The following is a 17,708-nucleotide window of genomic DNA, read 5'->3' on the forward strand; positions in this document are numbered from 1 at the left end:
CGGTAGCGGCTCCGTTGACGCAGCGAACGCGCTGCGGAGGACCCGATGCTGCCGCTTACTTCCGGAAGGAAGCTTCGGAGGATTTCGGCGTGCCGGGAGCACCGGGCGCGCCGGGAGCTTTGGGGGCATCAGGCGCACCGGGAGCGCCAGGCGCGCCGGGAGCCTTGGGGGCGCCAGGCGCGCCGGGGGCGCCGGGAGCGCTTGGGCTGCCCGCGCCTTCGGGATTGTTGACTACCGGGGTCGATGGTCTGAAGCACATGGGAAAACCTCCTTATGAAATGAAAGCCGCCTATCCTAGCCGCTTTCCCTATTCGGAATTGTAGGAGCCGATTCCGTGCAGGACATGACCCTGCCTGCACGATTTATCCCACCCTCTCGCCCGGTCAGCAAAGGGGTGGTTCAAGGGGTGGTACGACGTTGGCCGGGGGCGATAACGGGTGCCGTACGAGGGGAAAGCGCTCCTTGCGCGAGTTCTTCCACCATATGGACGGCGTTTGCGGGACAGGTGCGCAAGCACACTCCGCACCCGCCGCAAACCAAGGCATCGTCCACATAGGCTCGGCGCGCGTCCGCGTCATAGCCGATCACGTTGCCCAAGGGGCAGCCGCGCATGCAAAGTTTGCAGCCCACGCACAGATGCGCGTCTATCGTGACGCGTTTTCGCGAAGTGAAATGGGTTCTGAGAGGTCCGTAAGCCATGCATCCGTCCAGTCCGAAGGCAAGCCGCACGCCGCAAGGCGGTGCTCAGCCGTCTCCCAGCGCGCACGCCTCCTGCGCCTCGCGCTCTTTGTCACGCTTCGAGTTGATGAAGTACAGCACGATATCGGTCCCCACGAAGCAGAGGTTGATCACGTAGAACACCACCACGTAGCTCAAGGACGTAGCCATGAATTTCGAGGTGATCCCGCACAGGTAGGCGCAAAACGATATGCTCAGGAACAGCAGGCTCTTGCCTTTTGCCGTTCTCGAGCGGATCGATTTCACGATGGAAGAAGGCCAGGCGATCCCGAAGCCCACCAGAAACAGCATTTCGAAGAACTGCGACCAGAACGTCATGAAACGCTCCTCCCCTGCCGCGCATCCGCGCTCGACCTGCACCGTGCACACTCCTCCGCGGCTCCGTCAAGGGGGCGCCAGCACCAGCTGCCGCCCCCTCCGTTGTTCATGCCGTGCGTTGCGGGGAGGAGTCACCCGCCCCGTGCCGGCTGCCCGCTACTTTCCGAGCGTGTCGTAAGTGCATGTGGGATGCTGGCCCGGATCGGCGTTCTCCCAGTCGATCCGCTTGATCTCACGGCAGCCCAGCTTGTCGTACTGATCGTTGAAGTAGGTGTCGCCCTCGATGAACTGGTCGCCCGTCACCGTCACGTCCGTGCGGTCGGCAGGATCGATGCACGGGTAGATGCGGCAGAGCAGGCCGCGGTTCGTCCACGTTCCCGTGGCCTCGTCGGAACCCCTGACCGTGCCATCCACCAGGCAGCCGACGTTGGAGATGAACGCGCCCTGGTTCCACGGCTCCTCTGCCGGAAGCTCCGGGTACCACCACGAGGGCATGGCCTGCACGGTGCCCTTGATGATGGCCTGGTCGACGTGGGCAACCTGCTTGATGCGGCCGCGCTCGTTCTCGATCCACACCCAGTCGCCGTCACGCACGCCGCAGGCACGGGCGTCCTCGCGGTGCATGTAAACGCTGGGATACGGGAAGATGGAGCGGGTGCCCTGGCCGGGAACGCGGTTCTCGGAGTGGTACAGAACCGAGACGCGGCCGCCGGTGGTCAGGCGCAGCGGGTACTTCTTGGCAAGCTCGGGATTCGAGAGCGGCGTCTCGGGCAGCTCGCGGTAGTACGGAAGCGCGCTGTAGTCCAGATCCTCCATGAGCGTGGGGTATATCTCGGCCTTGCGGGTGGGCGTCGCGAAGCCCTTGGTCTGTCCGTTCGGCAGCGTCTCGGCGTACTTGAAGGACCGGGTGGGCCCGGGGAACCAAGTGCCCTGCTCGCACAGCGTGGTGTAGTCGACGTCGACGCCGCGCGAGATGCGGTGCTTGATGACGTCCTCGTAGGTCTCCCACGGCCAAGCCTCGGCCTGGCCCATGCGGATGCCCAGACCGCGGAAGAAGTCGTAGTCCATAACGCGGTCGCCCACCGGCTTGGAGCCGCGGTCGCCGCAGACCACGAAGTCGTTGGAATCCTCGGCGGTGGTGAAGCACGGGCGCTCGAGGGAGTCGCAGCCGGGGATGATGTAGTCGGCCATAGCCGCGGCAGGGGTCTTCCAGTACTCGACCGAGACGATAAGCTCCAGGTTGTTCTTCATGATCTTGTACAGGCGCTGCGGGTCGGGGGCCCAGGCGAACGGGTTGGAGGACCACATGATCATGGCCTTGATGGGATAGGGATCGCCGAACTCCATGGCGTCGTACACCAGCACCGGCGAGCACAGCAGCTGGTGCAGCATGGGGCGCGGGACGCCGAACATCTTCATGTAGGCGTCGTAGATCGGCTCGTAGCCCTTCCAGCTCATGGCGCGGAACTGGTCGTAGCCGATGTACTTCTTGCGGATCTCCGGCGTGACGAGCTCGGACATCTCCATCTCGGCGTCGCGGTACGGGAACGGCTTGGAGCCGTCGGCCTGCACGACGCCGGGCTCGCCCACATATTCGCCGCCCGGCTTGTCGATGTAATTGCAGATGATGCGCAGGATGGTCTTGGTGATGCACAGGCGCGAGGCGTTCGGGCCGGCCTGGTCGCCGCCGCCGAGGCCCCAGGTGATGAACGCGTTGCCGTTGGTGGCGTACACGCGGGCGGAATCGGCGATCTTGTTCTCGGGGATGCCGGTGACGGGAGCCGCCCACTGCGGGCTGTAAGGCTCGGCCATCTCCTTGATGGCATCCCAGGCGGTGTAGCACTCGACCGAGGAGCCGTCGAGCAGCGAGATGGCATGGGTGCCGCTCAGAGCCGGGTCGACGTCGCCGTCGGCGAACCACTCGTTCTTGTCGGAGTTCCACAGCAAGATGTCGTCGGCAAGGTCGTCCCACACCACGAAGTCGGAGTGCGCGGCTCCCTCTTTAACCTGGTCGGCGCGGATGGTGTGCTTGGTCTTCTTGTCCAGCAGGAACGGGCCGTTAGACCACCACTTGATGAACTCCTCGTCATACCACTCGTTCTCGATGACCTCGTGCAGCCAAGCCAGGGCGAGCGCATGGTCGGTGCCGGGGTAGATGGGCATCCAGATGTCGGCCAGCAGGGCCTGCGTGGTGCAATACGGGTCGATGACGATCATCTTCGGCTTCTTGCCTGGACGGTCCATAGCAGCAAGATACTGGCGCCACATGGGGCTTTGCGGGCCGTATTTCTCGGAAGCCGAAAGGCCCCATACCACGAACGTGTCGGATTGGTCGATGCCCACCGGCGAGATGGCCTCGATAGGCCAGCCCACCATGGCCATGTTCAGCGTGTAGTTCCAGCACCAGCAGATGGTGCCGGGGTCGATGACGTTGCCCGGGTTGCCGAGGTTGTTGAAGAAGCGGGTGCGCGCCCACAGGTGATCGGAGCGATACGTGCCCTCGGAAGAGACCAGCGTCTCGGGGCCGTACTTGTCGATCAGCGCCTGCAGCTTGTCGGCGATCTCGTCCATCGCCTTCTCGTAGGGGATCTCCTCCCACTTGTCCTCGCCGCGCTCGCCGGCGCGCTTCAGAACATGGTTGATGCGCTTGGGGTGGTAATGCATCTGGATGGCCTTCTGGCCGCGCTCGCCCATGCGGTCGCACAACACCGTGCCCTCTTTCCAGTTGCCGCGAATCTCCACCACGCGGTCGGTCTTGGTGTCGACGCCGATGACGATGCCGCAGTTCATATGGCAGTAGAAGCAGCGGGAATACGTCCACTGGACGCCGTTCTCGTCGATGTACTTGTTCGGCATGTCGGCGGGAAGCTTGACCTCGACCCGTTCGGTCTTCTTAAGTTCCATTGCAGCCCCTCTCGAATGGTCTGTGCGGGGCATCCTCCCAGCCCCGCGAAAGTCGCATGCGAGCAAGCCCGGGTTTCGCTCGCATGCCGTTGAGGCCATTCTATTGAGGGCGAGGGCGGCGAACATGATGCGCCCAAGGTGGTTTCCCCAGCCTATTCCCGGGATGGAGGCTAGGATGAGAAGCAGGGTGAGGCGGGGACGCGCGCTCGCGCCCGTCGATGCCAACAGGGGCGATCCGATGTGCGGCTACTCGTCCTCGCCGTCGTGGACGATGGAGAACGCGTCGATGCGATTAGTGACTCCCAGCTTGCTGTAGATGCCTCCCACGTGGCTTTTCACCGTGTTCAGCGACACGGTGAGCACCTCGGCGATCTCCCGTCGGGAAAGGCCCGCGTCAAGAAGCTCCAGCACCTCGCACTCGCGCTCGGTCAAGCCGAAGCGGGCCATGGGGTTCATCGCGCGCTCCAGCACCGTCTCCTCGGCTTCATTGGCCCCGAAACGGTGCAGCACCGCCTTGGCAAGCTGGCGAGCCTGTCCGCCGGACTTGCGCACATCCACGATCTCGTGAAGCAGCGCGCGGATTTTTCCGCCGGCACGCAAGAAGGGGCCGACCACCTGCTGGCCGGCTTGCAGCCTGAGCGCACGGTTGAGGTACATGAGGGCATCGGAACGCCTTCCCCGGGCCGCCAAGCGCTCGGCCGCCCGGAGGGAAAGCTCGAGCTCGCGCAAGCCGAGTCCCGCATCGCACGCGCGCTCGACGGACGGCAAGATGTCGTCGGGGTCGCCGACGCTTCCCGAAGCATCGTCGACGGCGGCCCTGACAGCCAAACCAGCCAGCTCGAAATCTATATCGCCCCGGCCAATGCCCGCCTCAAGGCGCTTCGCCGCCGCATCAGCCTCGGGAACATACCCCATGGCCAACGCTACCTGGACTTGCCTGACATACACGAGCAGGTTGATGCTGCGCGGCACGCTTGCCGTGCCCATCTGCAGCGCCGTCTTCGTAATTAGGTTGAAGGCCTGGGCGTGCTTCCCCACCGCCGCGTAGTAATGGGCGCGCTCGGCCTCGGCCTCGTAGAGCATATCCACGTTGCGAGACGTCGACACGATACGGTGGGCGCGCTCGACGCACTCGCGCGCCTCTTCCAGCCGGTCCATCTCCACGCACAGATATCCCTTGGAGGCAAGCAGCGACCCGTACGGGATAACGGTATCGGGGCATTCGGCGAGCGCCTTTTCGCACAGCTCGAGGGCCTCCTTCAGTTCTCCTTGCGCGATGCGCAGGGAGATGATGCCCATACGGCACATGGCGAGGTAAAAGTCCGACTTGCCCAGCTCGGCCATGACCTCTGCCTGCAGATAGTTCTTCAGCGCCTCGTCGAACCGGCCCCTTCGCACATAAGATTCCGCCAAGGAGTGCAGCAACAGGCAACGCTGCGGAAGGGAGAGCTCTTCCTCGTGAGAGCGCAGGATGGCCTCGCTTTTGACCATGGCTTCATCATGGAGGCAGTCCATCTCAAGGCATTTTGCCCGGAACAGGTCCACCACGATCGAAGCATCGGGTCCATCCTGGCCAAGTTCGCGGGCGGCGGCGCGCTCGAACACCTCGATCCAACGCAAGCCCTCGTCCGTTCGGGCGCAGATGACATACCCCCAGGCCGCGTGGAGCGCCAACTGGGGAGACTCGGTGAACCGAGCTGCCGGGATGCGGCTGATCCATTCGAAGTAGGTCACGCCGGCGCGCTGCGACTCGTATCCTGATGCCTGGGTCAGGTTCTCGATGAAGTTGGAATCCGACGCCATCAGCAAGTACTTCGCCGCCTCGGAGGTCATCTGGTGCGCTTCGTACCAATCGCTTGCCGTCCGGCACAACTCGAGCAGATGGTTGGCGTCCATCTGACCCTGCTTCATGCGCAGCCATCGGCGAAACAGCGGGTGGAACTCGAACCAGCCCGCCTCGTTGGCGCACGGACTGAGAAAGCACCCGCGTATGCGCAAATCGCGCAGGACGAACTTGGAGTCGGTGCGCGAGGTCAGCGCATTGCACAAATCGGCGCACACCGTATCGGTCAGCGCCACTTCGATTACGAACTGCGCCAGGTCTTCGGGCAGCTCGTCCAATACGCTGCTGCGGAAAAAGCGGTTGAGCATCTGCCCGAGCGCACGCTCGTCCACCGTTGCGGAGCAGTCGATCGACCCGCGGACAAGCGCGTCGGCATACGTGCGAACGCCGAGCGACCAGCCGTTCGTTATGTTCCACAGATCAGCCGCAAGCGCCTTCAAATCCTGCGCATCCAGCTTGATAGGCGTTTCGGACACGTAGGAGACCTGCGGCGATGTCTGGATGTCCATGGCCTGCCTCAAAATGGCTTCCACCTCGTCTTGGGTGAAGTTGAGCTTGTCCGAGGGGAACATGCGCACCTCGTCGCGAAAAGCCAAATCGATGTACTCCCACAGCAGATAGTTGCCCGAAGCTACCACGTGCACCGTTTCAGGGAAATAGCGCGCTGCCGAATTGAGAAATTCCGCGATGGCATCGGGGGCGGCCCTATGCAGGTCGTCGACGAACAAAACCACGTCCACCCTCACATCGGAAGCGCGTTCGAGCAAGAAGTTGCTGAGCGCGACCGAGTAGTAGGTGGGGTTTTCCCGGTAAAGCCGGGCCAGCTCGACCGTATCGAGCTCGGGCCACACCGTGTGCAGGGCGGCAAGCACATGGCGCGCCAACCTATCGCGGTCGTCGGCTTCGTCCACTGACAGCCAGGCCGTTCGCCAATGCTCGGGATCGTCGCCGAGGCGCCGGTACGCTTCTGCCAGAAAGCCGCTTCTTGCCGACCCCGCCGGAGCCTCGACCGTCACGATCTTGCCGTTCAAGCACTCGATCAGGCTTTGCAGCGCGCCATCTCGGTCGATGGAGAGGGACGAGCGACGAGGCGCGGTGATCTTCGCCAATGCAACATCGTGCGAAACCTTCATGGGTATGCCTGCCGCCATGGCCCTGCCTCCTTGTCAACTCGCGCGTCGCCGGTACCTACCCCGCTATTATGCTACCTTTCCCCACCGCCGGTGCCGTCCCCGCCGACATCTGCAGAGAAGCATCTTCAACCAGCGTGGCGCACGCCACGAGGTCCTCGCTTGCCTTGAGGCGCAAGGCCCCCTCGCGCGCCAGGTAAAGATAGCCGCCGCTTTCAACCTCTTCGCGCATCCGAGCGCCCTGGCCCTGCGCCGAAGATGAGAAGAACGCATCGATATCGGCGTCGGTTACTTCAAGGCCGCGGTGCCTGGCCCACGCGTCGAGCGCGGCCCCCTGGCGCAGCTGCGCGCGTGCCTGCATGAGCACCATCATACGGTACTCTTCCTCGCTCGAGCCTTGCGCGCTCAGAAGCTCGCCTACCGTCGTGCGCTCGGCGCGCGCCTGCTCGTACAGCGAGTCTATCATCTGATCAGCCACGGCATCGTAGGCCGCATCGGCAACGTAGCCCTCGATGCGCTTGGCGAGCTCGCCCGCCGCCATGAAGTTGCGGTAATGGCGCATCTGCTCCGCCTTTTGCCGCTCGAGCTCCCTGCGGGACCGCTCCCGCAGGTCGGCCACGCTGTTGGCGCCGGGAATGTTTTGGGAAACGAAGTCGTCGGTCAGCGTGCAGGCTACTTCGCGCATGATAGCCTCAACTTTCACCTCCGCGCAGATGGAGGGACCCGAGAGCGTCCCGTCGAGCTCCTCGCGCGTCGGCAGCAGGAAATCGACGTGCACCATGCTGCCCACCGGGACATTGGCAAGCGCCTCGTCAAAGCCTTCCGGCATCTGCCCCGAACCTGCCCGGTACAAACGGTTGGTGAAGCACAGCTGCTCGAAGCGCTCGCCATCTTTCAGGCAGTCCATCGATATCTGCACCACATCGCCCTCGGCAACCTGGGTGCGGCCCTCGTCGCGCTCGACGCTGGTGTAAGACTGCGCGACCTCTTCCATCCGCGCATCGATTTCGGCCTCGCTCACCGAAATGGGCGGAACCGCCAGCTCAAGGGGCTCATAGGAGGAAAGCGTCACGGCACCGAGACGCGTCCACGTTGCCTCGAACACCAAATCCCCCTCGTCGTCCAGGCTGCGCTCGGCATCGAAGACCGGCGCGCCCACCACCGAGTAGTCTTCGCTTTCTGACGACAAGGCGAACGGCGCGACGAAGCTCTTCATGGTTTGCGCCACCATCGCCGCCGCCTCAGATTCGCCGAGCGCGCTATCGAGCAGTTCGCGCGCCGTCTCGTCGCCACCCAGATCGATGCCGTTTCGCTGGGCCACTACCAAGCAGGCGCCGCGCTCGAGCGATTCAAGCTCGCTTGCAGCCACGCGCACCGTCAGCGTTACCGCCTCGTCTTCAACGCGCCTGTCTTCAACCCGGATCTCCATGCTTCCATCCTCCTTGTGCGCCGTCATGTCGTCACCGCCAACCATCCCCGCAGTGCGTTCTCGATGATAGTGAGCCCCTCTCACCCCTCCGTACAGCTACTGCCCGGGTGGTTTACCAGGGTGAGAGATAGGGTGAGAAACGTCGTTTGCTCGTGGTCCTCCTTTTCGCATCGTTTGCGGTAAGGCCGCTTAGCCTGATCATGGCCTTCCCGCCCCGCGTTTCACCCCGCCATTTCACCCTTCCGAGCGCATGAAGTCGCCCCGGGCGGGCGCTAGGGTGAAAGCAACAGCCATGCCGATCAGGAAACGAGGGAGATCATGCGGTTTGAAAACCTCGCCACGTACTATATTCCCGCCTTGCAGTCATACGGAATCACCGTCCCCCAAGACGGAGAAGGGCGCTTCACGCTTTTCGAAGAAGACGGAACCATCGTGCCCGAAGTGCGCAAGCAGATAATCCCGCTCGGCGAAGAGGGCCTGATTCCCCAAAAGCTCATGCAGGATGCGGTTATGCAATACCTCGACTACCAGCAGCAGGAAGACGACATCATGGCCATCTACGCGCTCGCGGAGCTCCACGAGCGCCAGCTCGGTGCGCATCTGGCTTTGTGGCAGACGATGGTCGACGCCGCCAAGGCCGGCCGCGCCTTCACCGACGTCGAGTTGGCCTGCTATGAAAAGGGCATCTCCAACGCGCGCAAAAACCTGAAAGCCGCGCGAGGCAACGCGCGAGCCGACATAGCCGAGCGCGCCCAAGCGCTTCATGACCGCGAGACGATACGGCGCTACGGCCTGCTGTTCGACCGCGAGATGATTCAGGACATCGACATGTTGGTCGGCAACGCCCTCTCGGCGCGTCCCACCCTTCTCGTGGGCGACAAGGGCATCGCGAAAACCCAGATGGCGAAGTTCGTCATGCGCCTGTACGGCACCGAGCCGCTTATCGTCTCGGTCAAGGGCGACATGATGAGCGACGAGCTGGTGGGAAAGATGGTTCACGATGCCGCTCGGAATACGTTCGTGTTCGAGGAAGGCCCCCTTCCCCGCGCCATGCGCGCTGGCGTTCCGCTGCTGCTCGACGAAATCAACTTCGGCGATCAGGCGATCATCGCGCGCTTGCAAGACGTTCTGCTCAAGCGCCCCGGCGAATCGGTGTTCTTGCAGGAAGAGGGTATCGACCTGGTGGTGCGGCCAGGGTTCACCGTGTTCGCCACCGCTAACGAAGCATCGGCGCGTTACAGGCACCGCGAGGTCCTCGACCCCGCCATCCGCGACCGTTTCGAAATCATCGAGCGAACCTACCCCGATCTCGACAACGATCCCCTGCGCCATCCCAGCCCCTCCCTGATGCGGCTCGCCCTCTGCGAGGCGGTTGACGCCGACGGTGTTTTCAGCCGCCACCTCGACCGCGACCTGTTGGAAGCCTTGGTGCATCTCGCCACCTTGACCGAGCACCTCTACGCCGTGCCGGCAAAAGACGCGGCCATCTCGTTCGAGAACGACCAGCCAGCCAGCATCGTGCGCGAGGATACCGCCCCTTTGCTGACCGACTGCATCACGCCGCGCGCCCTCAACCGCGCCGTCCAAGACAGCGCGGGAGGAAACCTACCCGGACGCCACCTCGACCTCTACCTCATCGACAAGCTGTTGCGCACCCTTGACCAGGCAGGGTCAAGCCACAACGCCGACATTGCGCGACAAGCCGCCTTGCTGGTGGGCATCGACCTCGGTCCGGTTGGCTAAGCCATGATCGCTCGCATCGAGCAGGTGAAACGCACAGTAGAGCGCGTAGCGGCCATCAGCGGGCTCCGCACCGCCACGGTCTGCGTGGGCGCCGAGGTCAGAACCGGATGCCGGCTTACTCGCAGCGGTATCGATCTGCTGGCGAACCACGAGCTCAACGAGGACATCGCCGCGCGCGAGCGCTATGGCGTGCGCGGCACCATCACCCTCGACGAAGTCGACACCATGGTTGCCTGCTTCGTGGCTACCCGCGCGCAGGACTTCCTGCTGGACGACTGGTGCCAGCGCTTCGACTACCGGAACGGCCTGTCGTCCCCTGCGCAACGCTACCTGCAAACGTGCATCGACGACATGGCGGCGTATGCGCGCATGATCGGCCGCATTCCCTTTGCCAAGAAGCACTTCGAAGCGTACCTCTCGCGCATGGCGGCCCACGTGATGGCGAGCGCGCCCTTGCATATCCAGCTTATGCGCGCCCTGCGCCTCTATCTTTTCGAAAACCGGCCCAACGTGGTCGTTTCGCCGCTCGTCGTCGAATGCCTGGGCACCACCGCCGCTATGAACCCGTGCCTTGCCGCGCTCGAGCGCCTCTTGTTCGACGAGAGCCTATCCTACCGTGCCCGCCACACCCAGGCGGCGAGCCTGATAACGCCGCTGCTCGCACGCATGATCAAGTTGGATGAGGAGGCATTGAGCTTTTACGACCTGATGCACCTCTACGACAACGAGCAATCCTACGGTGCCTCCGAAGATGCCGCCAACGACGAAAACGCGCTGCGCCAAGAGGCCGAGACGAACGCGCGCGCCCAGGCGTCGCTCGCTACCGTGAACGAAGGCACTATCGACCAGCTGATCGCCGACAACAACGAAACACCCGTTGAAGCAGGCAAAACGCCCAGTCTCAACCTGCCCAGCATGTCCGCCGAGCCCAAAGCCATGGCATTTCATGGCGACGGCCGAGCATCCTACGAGCACACGGCGCAGCGATGGCGCGACACCATCGAGCGCATTGCCGACGTCCTGGTGCGCATAGCGACGCCGCAGGAGCAGTTGAGCGTTTTTCGCTACCGCGCTCGGCTTGCCCGAAGCGGCACCCGCATGCATCCCAGCATGCTCATGCAAGCTCACCTCCAGCTCCAATCCGGTTGCGAGAATGCGATTTGGCAGAAACGGCAGCGGCGCAGTCGCCTGCAGAACCTGCAGTTTCACGGCATGGACCTATACGTGCTGCTTGACGTGAGCATCTCCATGACGGGGGAAAATGCCAGTAGCGCCGGCGCTATGGCGGTTTGTCTTATCGAGGGCATCGATCGGGCAATACAGCTTGCCTCGCGCGATCAACGACAAGGGTCGGTGGATATACGCACCCAACTGCTTGCCTTCGGCGAAGGCTGGGCCGAGCTGACGCCCCTGGAACTCACCCATGCTTACGAGCGCAGGCGCTATGCCTTCAACCAGGTCAACAACCCTACCAGCGAGCAAACCTTGGTCACCGCCGCGCTCAGGCAGGTGCAGATCCGCGCCGTTGCCGAACCGACTCGCGACGTCGTATGCCTGGTGGTGAGCGACGGCCTGTTTGCCGACGGCTTGCAGGCTAGAAAATGCGCTATGGGTCTGCCGTCGAACGTCTACCTCACGCACATCAACATCGGCGAATTCAACGGACTGCCCCTGACGAGCAATTTCGAAACGATCAAGGACCCGGCCCTGCTCCCAGAAAAGCTGCACCTCGTCTTGGCTCGACAGCTCGATCGACGCGCCGACTCCCCCGGTACGGCGCGGCGCGCCTAACCGCACGCCGGCCGAACGCCTCCAAGCAACCGCGACCGCATCAAATGCCCCGGCTCGCCGTTTATCAGCGAACGAGCGTTGGGCAAGGGCCCCTCCCTTGCTCTCGACCGGGACCGCCCCGCAGGCTGCGGCAAGGACGGAGCGCTCGCCCTGCAAGGCCACTCCGTGGAGTGCTTGCAGACCGGGACTTTCGATACGGCCCCGGTCCGCGATTCCGAGGGGGTTACGCCACCTGCGTCTTCGGGGCCAGCTGCTCGGCCGACTCGCCGAAGAACACCTCGTACCAGCACAGGAAGCAGTAGATGTTCCAGATGCGCATCATCTTGAGCTTGCCGCGGCCCTCCACGGTGCTGAAGTCGGCCGACTTGTGGTCGTCGAGCATCTGCACGAGGTAGTCCACGTTGAAGAACTCGTGCGCGGCCTCGCTCGTGAACGCCTCCTTGATGCGGTCGTAGTACAGATCGGTCTGCAGCCACACCGTGAGCGGCGTGATGAACGGCTGCTTCGGCATGTTCGCCACCTTCTTCTGGAAGCCCAGCTTGCTGGCGGCCACGCGCAGCGCGTACTTCGCGTGCTCGTCGTCCACGCGGCAGGCGGTGGGCAGCTGCAGCGCCACGTCGAGCACCTTCTTGTCCAAGAACGGCACGCGCAGCTCGAGCGACTGCGACATGGACATCTTGTCGGCCTTCAGGCAGATGTCGAAGGGCATGTAGCTGACCATGTCCACGTACTGCGTCTGCGTGATGATGTCGATGTCCTGCTTGGCGGCCTCGTCGAAGTGCGGCTTGCACCACTCCCACGGCTTGCAGGGGCCCGCGTAGTCGCGCAGCACGTTGGGGATCTCGTCCCACATGTAGTTCATGCTCGCGCGCTGGTAGCTCTTCTCCGGACCACCCGAGCCGCGCATGGCGAAGCGGCGCCCGTGGAACGGCGGCAGCTTCTCGGCGATGGCGCCCGCGGCGGCGCGCAGGGGACGCGGAATCTTGAAGTACTTCCCGAACTCGAACTGGTCGTGGTAGATCCAGTAGCCGCCGAACAGCTCGTCGGCGCCCTCGCCCGACTGCACCACCTTCACCTGCTCGCGCGCAAGGCGGCTCACGAAGAACAGCGGGATGGCGCTCGGCGCGCCCAGCGGCTCGTCCATGTGGTACTGCTCGGTGGGCACGATGTCAAGGAACTCCTTCGCATCCACCTGCACCTGGTAGTTCGGCAGCTTCGCCCACTTCGCGAACTCGGTGGCGTCGTCCAGCTCGTTCAGCTTGATCTCGAAGTCCGACTGCGCGGCGATCTGGGCCAGCTTGTCCTCGCAACCGATGTCGTAGCCCACCGAGAACGTCTTGATGTCGGGCGCGTGCTGCCCCATGCAGTACGCGGCCAGCGAGCTGTCGATGCCGCCCGACAGGAAGCTGCCGATCTCCACGTCGGCTATCTCGTGCGCCGCCACGGACTCGTCGAACACGCGGTTGATCTCGTCGGCCCACTCGTCGAGCGACTTCGACTCGTCGATCTTGTACGTGATGCGGTAATAGCACTCGGTGCGCAGCTCGCCGTTCTCGAACACCATGAAGTGGCCGGGCAGCAGCTTGTGCACGTCCTTGAACATGGTCTGCGAGTCGTTCATGTACTCGAAGCACAGGTACTGCGGCAGCATCTCGCGATTGAGCTGCTTCTTGAACGCCGGATGCGCCAGAAACGCCTTGATCTCGCTGCCGTAGATCAGGCGGTCGCCGTCGTGCTGGTAGTAGAGGGGCTTGATGCCGAACAGGTCGCGCGCGCACACGAGGCGCTTCTCCGGCGCGTCCCAGATGGCGATGGCGAACATGCCGCGCAGCTTCTCGAACACGTCGGTGCCCCAGGCCTCGTAGCCGTGCACGACGGTCTCGGTGTCGCCGTTCGTGACGAACTCGTAGCCCAGCGCCTCCAGCTCGGCGCGCAGCTCTTGGAAGTTGTAGATCTCGCCGTTGAACGTGACGGTGACGGTGCCGTCGGCGTTCTGCATGGGCTGGCGCGAGCCCTCGAGGTCGATGATGCTCAGACGGCGGAAGCCCATGGCTATGCCGTCGTCAACGAAGAAGCCCTCGTCGTCGGGCCCGCGATGGGCGATGCGGTCGGCCATGTCCTTGACGATGGCCCTGTTGGCGTCGGCATTGTAATCAACGGTGGTGAATCCCACGAATCCGCACATGCGATTGGCTCCTCCTGCGTGCGTGCCCGCGCGAGCCGCGCGGCACCTGCGTCCATATCCCTCGGTATGATACGCCACGCATCCCCGTTTCCCAAGATTCGCAAAGGAAAACCGCAGGCTGCCACAGCCGAACTACACAATCGTGCCCTTCCGCTCTTTCCACTTCCCGCTTCCCGCCTGTCACGCTCTTCCCGCCCTTCTCTCCCTTCCGCCGCGTCGGCACGGCCCGCCAGGTTGTTCAAAGCGGAAAATCTTCCCCAGCTACCTGTTTCTGCTGAAAAAACACGTTTATGCATGATCCATTTCGAGGATAATTGAAAGCGCACCTCTCTCATCTGGCTTTTTATTTAATGATATATATACTTATATATAAAATGAACCAAGAAATCGTTCACAAACGTTATTTTTTAGCAGAAACAGCCTTTAGGGAAGAAATTATGCGTGGAGAACCGCATCGCCGACCGCGTGGGGCACGGTAGACGATGCGCGCGAGACGACCAGACGGTGCGCGCGAAAACCTCACGGCGTACGGGCGACGCGGTAGGAACGAACGCACCAGCGAACGCGCACCCTTAACGCATATGCGAAGATTTCCATCTTGCCGCATGTCAAAAGCGCACTGTGAGATAATGGGCGCTTGCGAATCCAGGCACCAACCGAAGGAGCACGACCATGAACGCAGCGCCCGCTGCCGCACCCCGCATCGAGAGCCCCGCCGACGCCCGCGACCTGCTGCAGCCCGTCGTGGTGGGCGGCGACATCCTGGCGTACAGCTACGTGCGCGAGTTCCACCGCGCCTACGGCATCGAGCGCACCATCGTGCTGGCCACGCAGGACATCAAGATGCTCTCGGCCAGCCGCTTCACCGACTACCGTTTGGAGCCGCGCATCCACGAGCCGGAGGGCCTCTACGATGCGCTCGAGCGCGTGGCGGGAGAGCTGCACGCCACCGACCCCGAGCGCGTGCTGCTGGTGGTGGGCTGCGACGACTGCCACGCGCGCATGCTGTCGGCCGGGAAGGAGCGCCTGGAGGCGGTGGGCTACACGGTGCCCTACATCGACTTCCCCCTGCTCGACGACATCACGCAGAAGCGGCGCTTCTACGAGCTGTGCGACGAGCTGGACATCCCCTATCCGCGCACGTGGTACTTCGACTGCGGCAACGGGCCCGACGAGCTGCCCGTGGACGAGCTGCCCTACCCGCTCATCGCGAAGCCGTCCAACTCGGCGCAGTTCCAAGACGCCACCATCCCCCGCAAGCGCAAGATCTACGAAATCGAGTCGGCAGAAGAACTTGCGCAGGTGTGGCGTGACATCCGCGCTTCCGACTACGACAACGAGCTGGTGCTGCAGGACTTCATCCCCGGCGGCGACGATGCCATCCGCACGCTCACCACGTTCTCGGATGCGAACGGCGAGGTGCGCGTGGTGTCGGGCGGCGTGGTGTGCCTGCAGGACCACGACCCCACCGCGCTCGGCAACCCGCTGTGCATCCTGGGCGAGCGCGAGGAAGCCATCATCGAGAGCGCCAAGCGCTTTCTAGCGCGCACGGGCTACCGCGGCTTCGCGAACTTCGACATCAAGTTCGACGAGCGCGACGGATCCTTCCGCTTCTTCGAGGTGAACACGCGCGCCGGCCGGAACACGTACTACATGAGCTTGGGCGGCGTGAACTTCGTCACGCTCATCGTGGACGAATTCATGCGCGGCCGCTCCATCCCCTACCACGAAGCCTACGACGACTTCGCCTACTGCTGCGTGCCGCGCTACGTGCTCAGGCGCAGCATGGAGAACCGGGAGCGACTGGCCGAGGTGGAGGGCGCGCTGGCTTGCACGCGAGACCCTTATCCCCTGCACTACGAGGCCGATTCGTTCATGCACAACCTGTGGGCGTACATCATGTACGTGAACCAGATTCCCAAGTTCAAGCGCTTTTACTGGGACACCGACGGCAAGCAGCTGAAGTAGCGCGGAATCCGCTCGGAAAGGAGAGACCGGTTGAAAGGCCAACCCGGCGACCTGTTCGAATACGTCGACGACGAAGAGGACAGCGGCTAACCGAAGTCACGCGGCTTCCGCACGCGTTTCGGCGGCATCCTGCCCGTTGATCGCCGGGCAGGATGCGTTCGCGGAGAGCCCCCCCCCCCCGATACGGCTCGCATCTGCTACGATGGTCCCCGTTACGCATCGCTCCGTCGCCGAAGGAGTCCCCGTGAACCGACGCATGATCCCCGTGCTCGTCATCCTCTGCGTGCTGCCTCTCGCAGCTACCGCCGCGGCGGTACTGTTGTTCCTGCCGGACACTGTTCCGACGCATGCGGGCTTTTCGGGAGTGGATCGATGGGGCACGAAATACGAGTCCTTCATCACGGGGGGCATCGTGACCGCCACCTGCGTGCTGTTCTCGCTCATGTACGCGAAAGCCGAAACGCTCCAACGCCTCGGGATGATCCACGGCACCGGAGTGCGTGGCGCGCGCATCACGCTCGTCGGCTGCATGGCCCTTGTCGACGTCATCTTGCTCGCCTATCTGATATGGGCGGCGGTAACGGGCTTCAACGCGTTTTCCGGCTAGCCTCGCTCGCTCGCCAAGAACTCGGTGATGGCAGCCCGCACCTCGGGCGAGGCCCAGTACTCGTTGTGGCCGAAGCCCTCATACGTCGCCAACGTGCACCTCGACAGCGCCGAAGCCAGGCGCTCCGAACTCGCTCTGGGCACCATCTCGTCGTCGGCCGACGTCAGCACGAGCGACGGCGCCTCCACGCCGCGCGCGAACTCCGCCGACTCCATGCGGAACGCCACGAGCGCGCCGAGCGGGCCGTGGAACACGTCGAGCATGCTGTTGTACAGGTCGTAGCCGCTTGCGTACGGAGCCATGAGCACCAGGGAATCCACGTCGCGCTGGCTGGCAACGTAGGTGGCCACGCCTGTGCCGATGCTGTAGCCGAACACCGATATGCGCGCAGGATCCACGTCGTCGCGCTCGGCGAGCGCATCGTACACGGCCAGGCCGAACGCCTTGAGCGACGCCTCGGACGGCTCGCCCTCGGTCTTGCCGTAGCCCGGGTAGTCGAGCACGGCGATGTTGTATCCCTCGAACGCGCCCAGACGGTCGTTGTTCTGGAACCCCGTCAAAAGCGGCGCCGCGTTCTGCCCGTTGCCGTAGAAGTACACGACCAGCGGCGCGCCGTCCGGCGCGTTATGGAGCAGCCAGCCCGACAGGCGCCCCGCTCCGGTGTCGAGCGACAGCTCTTCCGCCTGAGGCTGCGCTTGCAGTTGGGCGAACGATTCCTCGTCGAAGTGCGGGTAGAACAAAAGCGACGGCGCGACCACGTACACGGACGCCGAGAACGCCACCGCCGCCCCCATCGCCGCGGCGACGATCGTCGCCGCGACCTTGAGCGCGCCGCCCCGCTTTCGCAACGCGAGAAACACCGTGAAACCCAGAGCGACCGCCGCAGCCGCCGTCCACCACGCGATCAGCCCGAGCGTGCCCACCAGCTCGTCGGACGACGTCGCAACCGCGACCAAGGCCGCAAGCAGCGCTGCGGCGAGCACCGCCCCGACGGCGATCAGCACGCGATTTGATTTCATGCGATTCCCCTATCGATCGGCCGCCGTAAAAAT

At 63.7% G+C, this 17,708-nt stretch carries 11 protein-coding genes; 4 read left to right on the forward strand and 7 right to left on the reverse strand.

From position 1 onward, the window contains the following. Positions 1 to 399: 399 nt before the first annotated feature. From C1878_RS17105 to C1878_RS13300, 5 genes are all read right to left on the reverse strand, one after another. Positions 400 to 699 carry a 4Fe-4S dicluster domain-containing protein gene (locus tag C1878_RS17105; protein WP_114602090.1) on the reverse strand — a complete coding sequence of 100 codons (300 nt, stop codon included), beginning with the start codon at positions 697 to 699 and terminating at the stop codon, positions 400 to 402. Between the two features lie 45 nt (positions 700 to 744). Beyond that, positions 745 to 1,056: a hypothetical protein gene (locus C1878_RS13285; RefSeq protein WP_147272949.1), complete on the reverse strand. Its 312-nt coding sequence runs from the start codon at positions 1,054 to 1,056 to the stop codon at positions 745 to 747. Between the two features lie 156 nt (positions 1,057 to 1,212). Beyond that, entirely contained in the window at positions 1,213 to 3,960 is a 2,748-nt protein-coding gene (locus C1878_RS13290) for a molybdopterin-dependent oxidoreductase (RefSeq protein WP_158539813.1), read from the reverse strand. A 246-nt stretch (positions 3,961 to 4,206) separates the two neighbouring features. Next, on the reverse strand, positions 4,207 to 6,954 hold the full coding sequence (locus C1878_RS13295) for a LuxR C-terminal-related transcriptional regulator (protein WP_114602093.1): 2,748 nt from the start codon (positions 6,952 to 6,954) through the stop codon (positions 4,207 to 4,209). 37 nt (positions 6,955 to 6,991) lie between these two features. After that, positions 6,992 to 8,362: a trigger factor gene (locus C1878_RS13300; RefSeq protein WP_158539814.1), complete on the reverse strand. Its 1,371-nt coding sequence runs from the start codon at positions 8,360 to 8,362 to the stop codon at positions 6,992 to 6,994. A 318-nt stretch (positions 8,363 to 8,680) separates the two neighbouring features. Between C1878_RS13300 and C1878_RS13305 the strand changes: the two genes are divergently transcribed. Together C1878_RS13305 and C1878_RS13310 are read left to right on the forward strand one after the other, a co-directional pair. Continuing rightward, complete coding sequence (locus C1878_RS13305; protein ID WP_114602095.1) at positions 8,681 to 10,105, forward strand: AAA family ATPase; 1,425 nt, start codon at positions 8,681 to 8,683, stop codon at positions 10,103 to 10,105. A gap of 3 nt (positions 10,106 to 10,108) precedes the next feature. Further along, positions 10,109 to 11,896, forward strand: coding sequence for a VWA domain-containing protein (locus C1878_RS13310; RefSeq protein WP_114602096.1), 1,788 nt, complete (start codon positions 10,109 to 10,111; stop codon positions 11,894 to 11,896). Between the two features lie 223 nt (positions 11,897 to 12,119). On the opposite strand, the gene asnB is transcribed toward C1878_RS13310, so the two are convergent. After that, positions 12,120 to 14,081 (reverse strand): asparagine synthase (glutamine-hydrolyzing), encoded by a 1,962-nt coding sequence (asnB, locus tag C1878_RS13315; RefSeq protein WP_114602097.1) that lies wholly within the window; start codon positions 14,079 to 14,081, stop codon positions 12,120 to 12,122. Between the two features lie 672 nt (positions 14,082 to 14,753). Here asnB and C1878_RS13320 point away from each other — a divergent pair. Together C1878_RS13320 and C1878_RS13325 are read left to right on the forward strand one after the other, a co-directional pair. After that, complete coding sequence (locus tag C1878_RS13320) at positions 14,754 to 16,049, forward strand: carboxylate--amine ligase (protein WP_114602098.1); 1,296 nt, start codon at positions 14,754 to 14,756, stop codon at positions 16,047 to 16,049. A gap of 244 nt (positions 16,050 to 16,293) precedes the next feature. Further along, positions 16,294 to 16,656: a DUF1648 domain-containing protein gene (locus C1878_RS13325; RefSeq protein WP_241963749.1), complete on the forward strand. Its 363-nt coding sequence runs from the start codon at positions 16,294 to 16,296 to the stop codon at positions 16,654 to 16,656. Here the strand turns inward: C1878_RS13325 and C1878_RS13330 are convergent. After that, positions 16,653 to 17,675, reverse strand: coding sequence for an alpha/beta hydrolase (locus tag C1878_RS13330; RefSeq protein WP_114602100.1), 1,023 nt, complete (start codon positions 17,673 to 17,675; stop codon positions 16,653 to 16,655). The two genes, C1878_RS13325 and C1878_RS13330, sit on opposite strands and share 4 nt — an antisense overlap. Between the last annotated feature and the right edge of the window lie 33 nt (positions 17,676 to 17,708).

The sequence above is a fragment of the Gordonibacter sp. 28C genome (genome assembly GCF_003339845.1).
Classification (GTDB): Bacteria; Actinomycetota; Coriobacteriia; order Coriobacteriales; family Eggerthellaceae; genus Gordonibacter.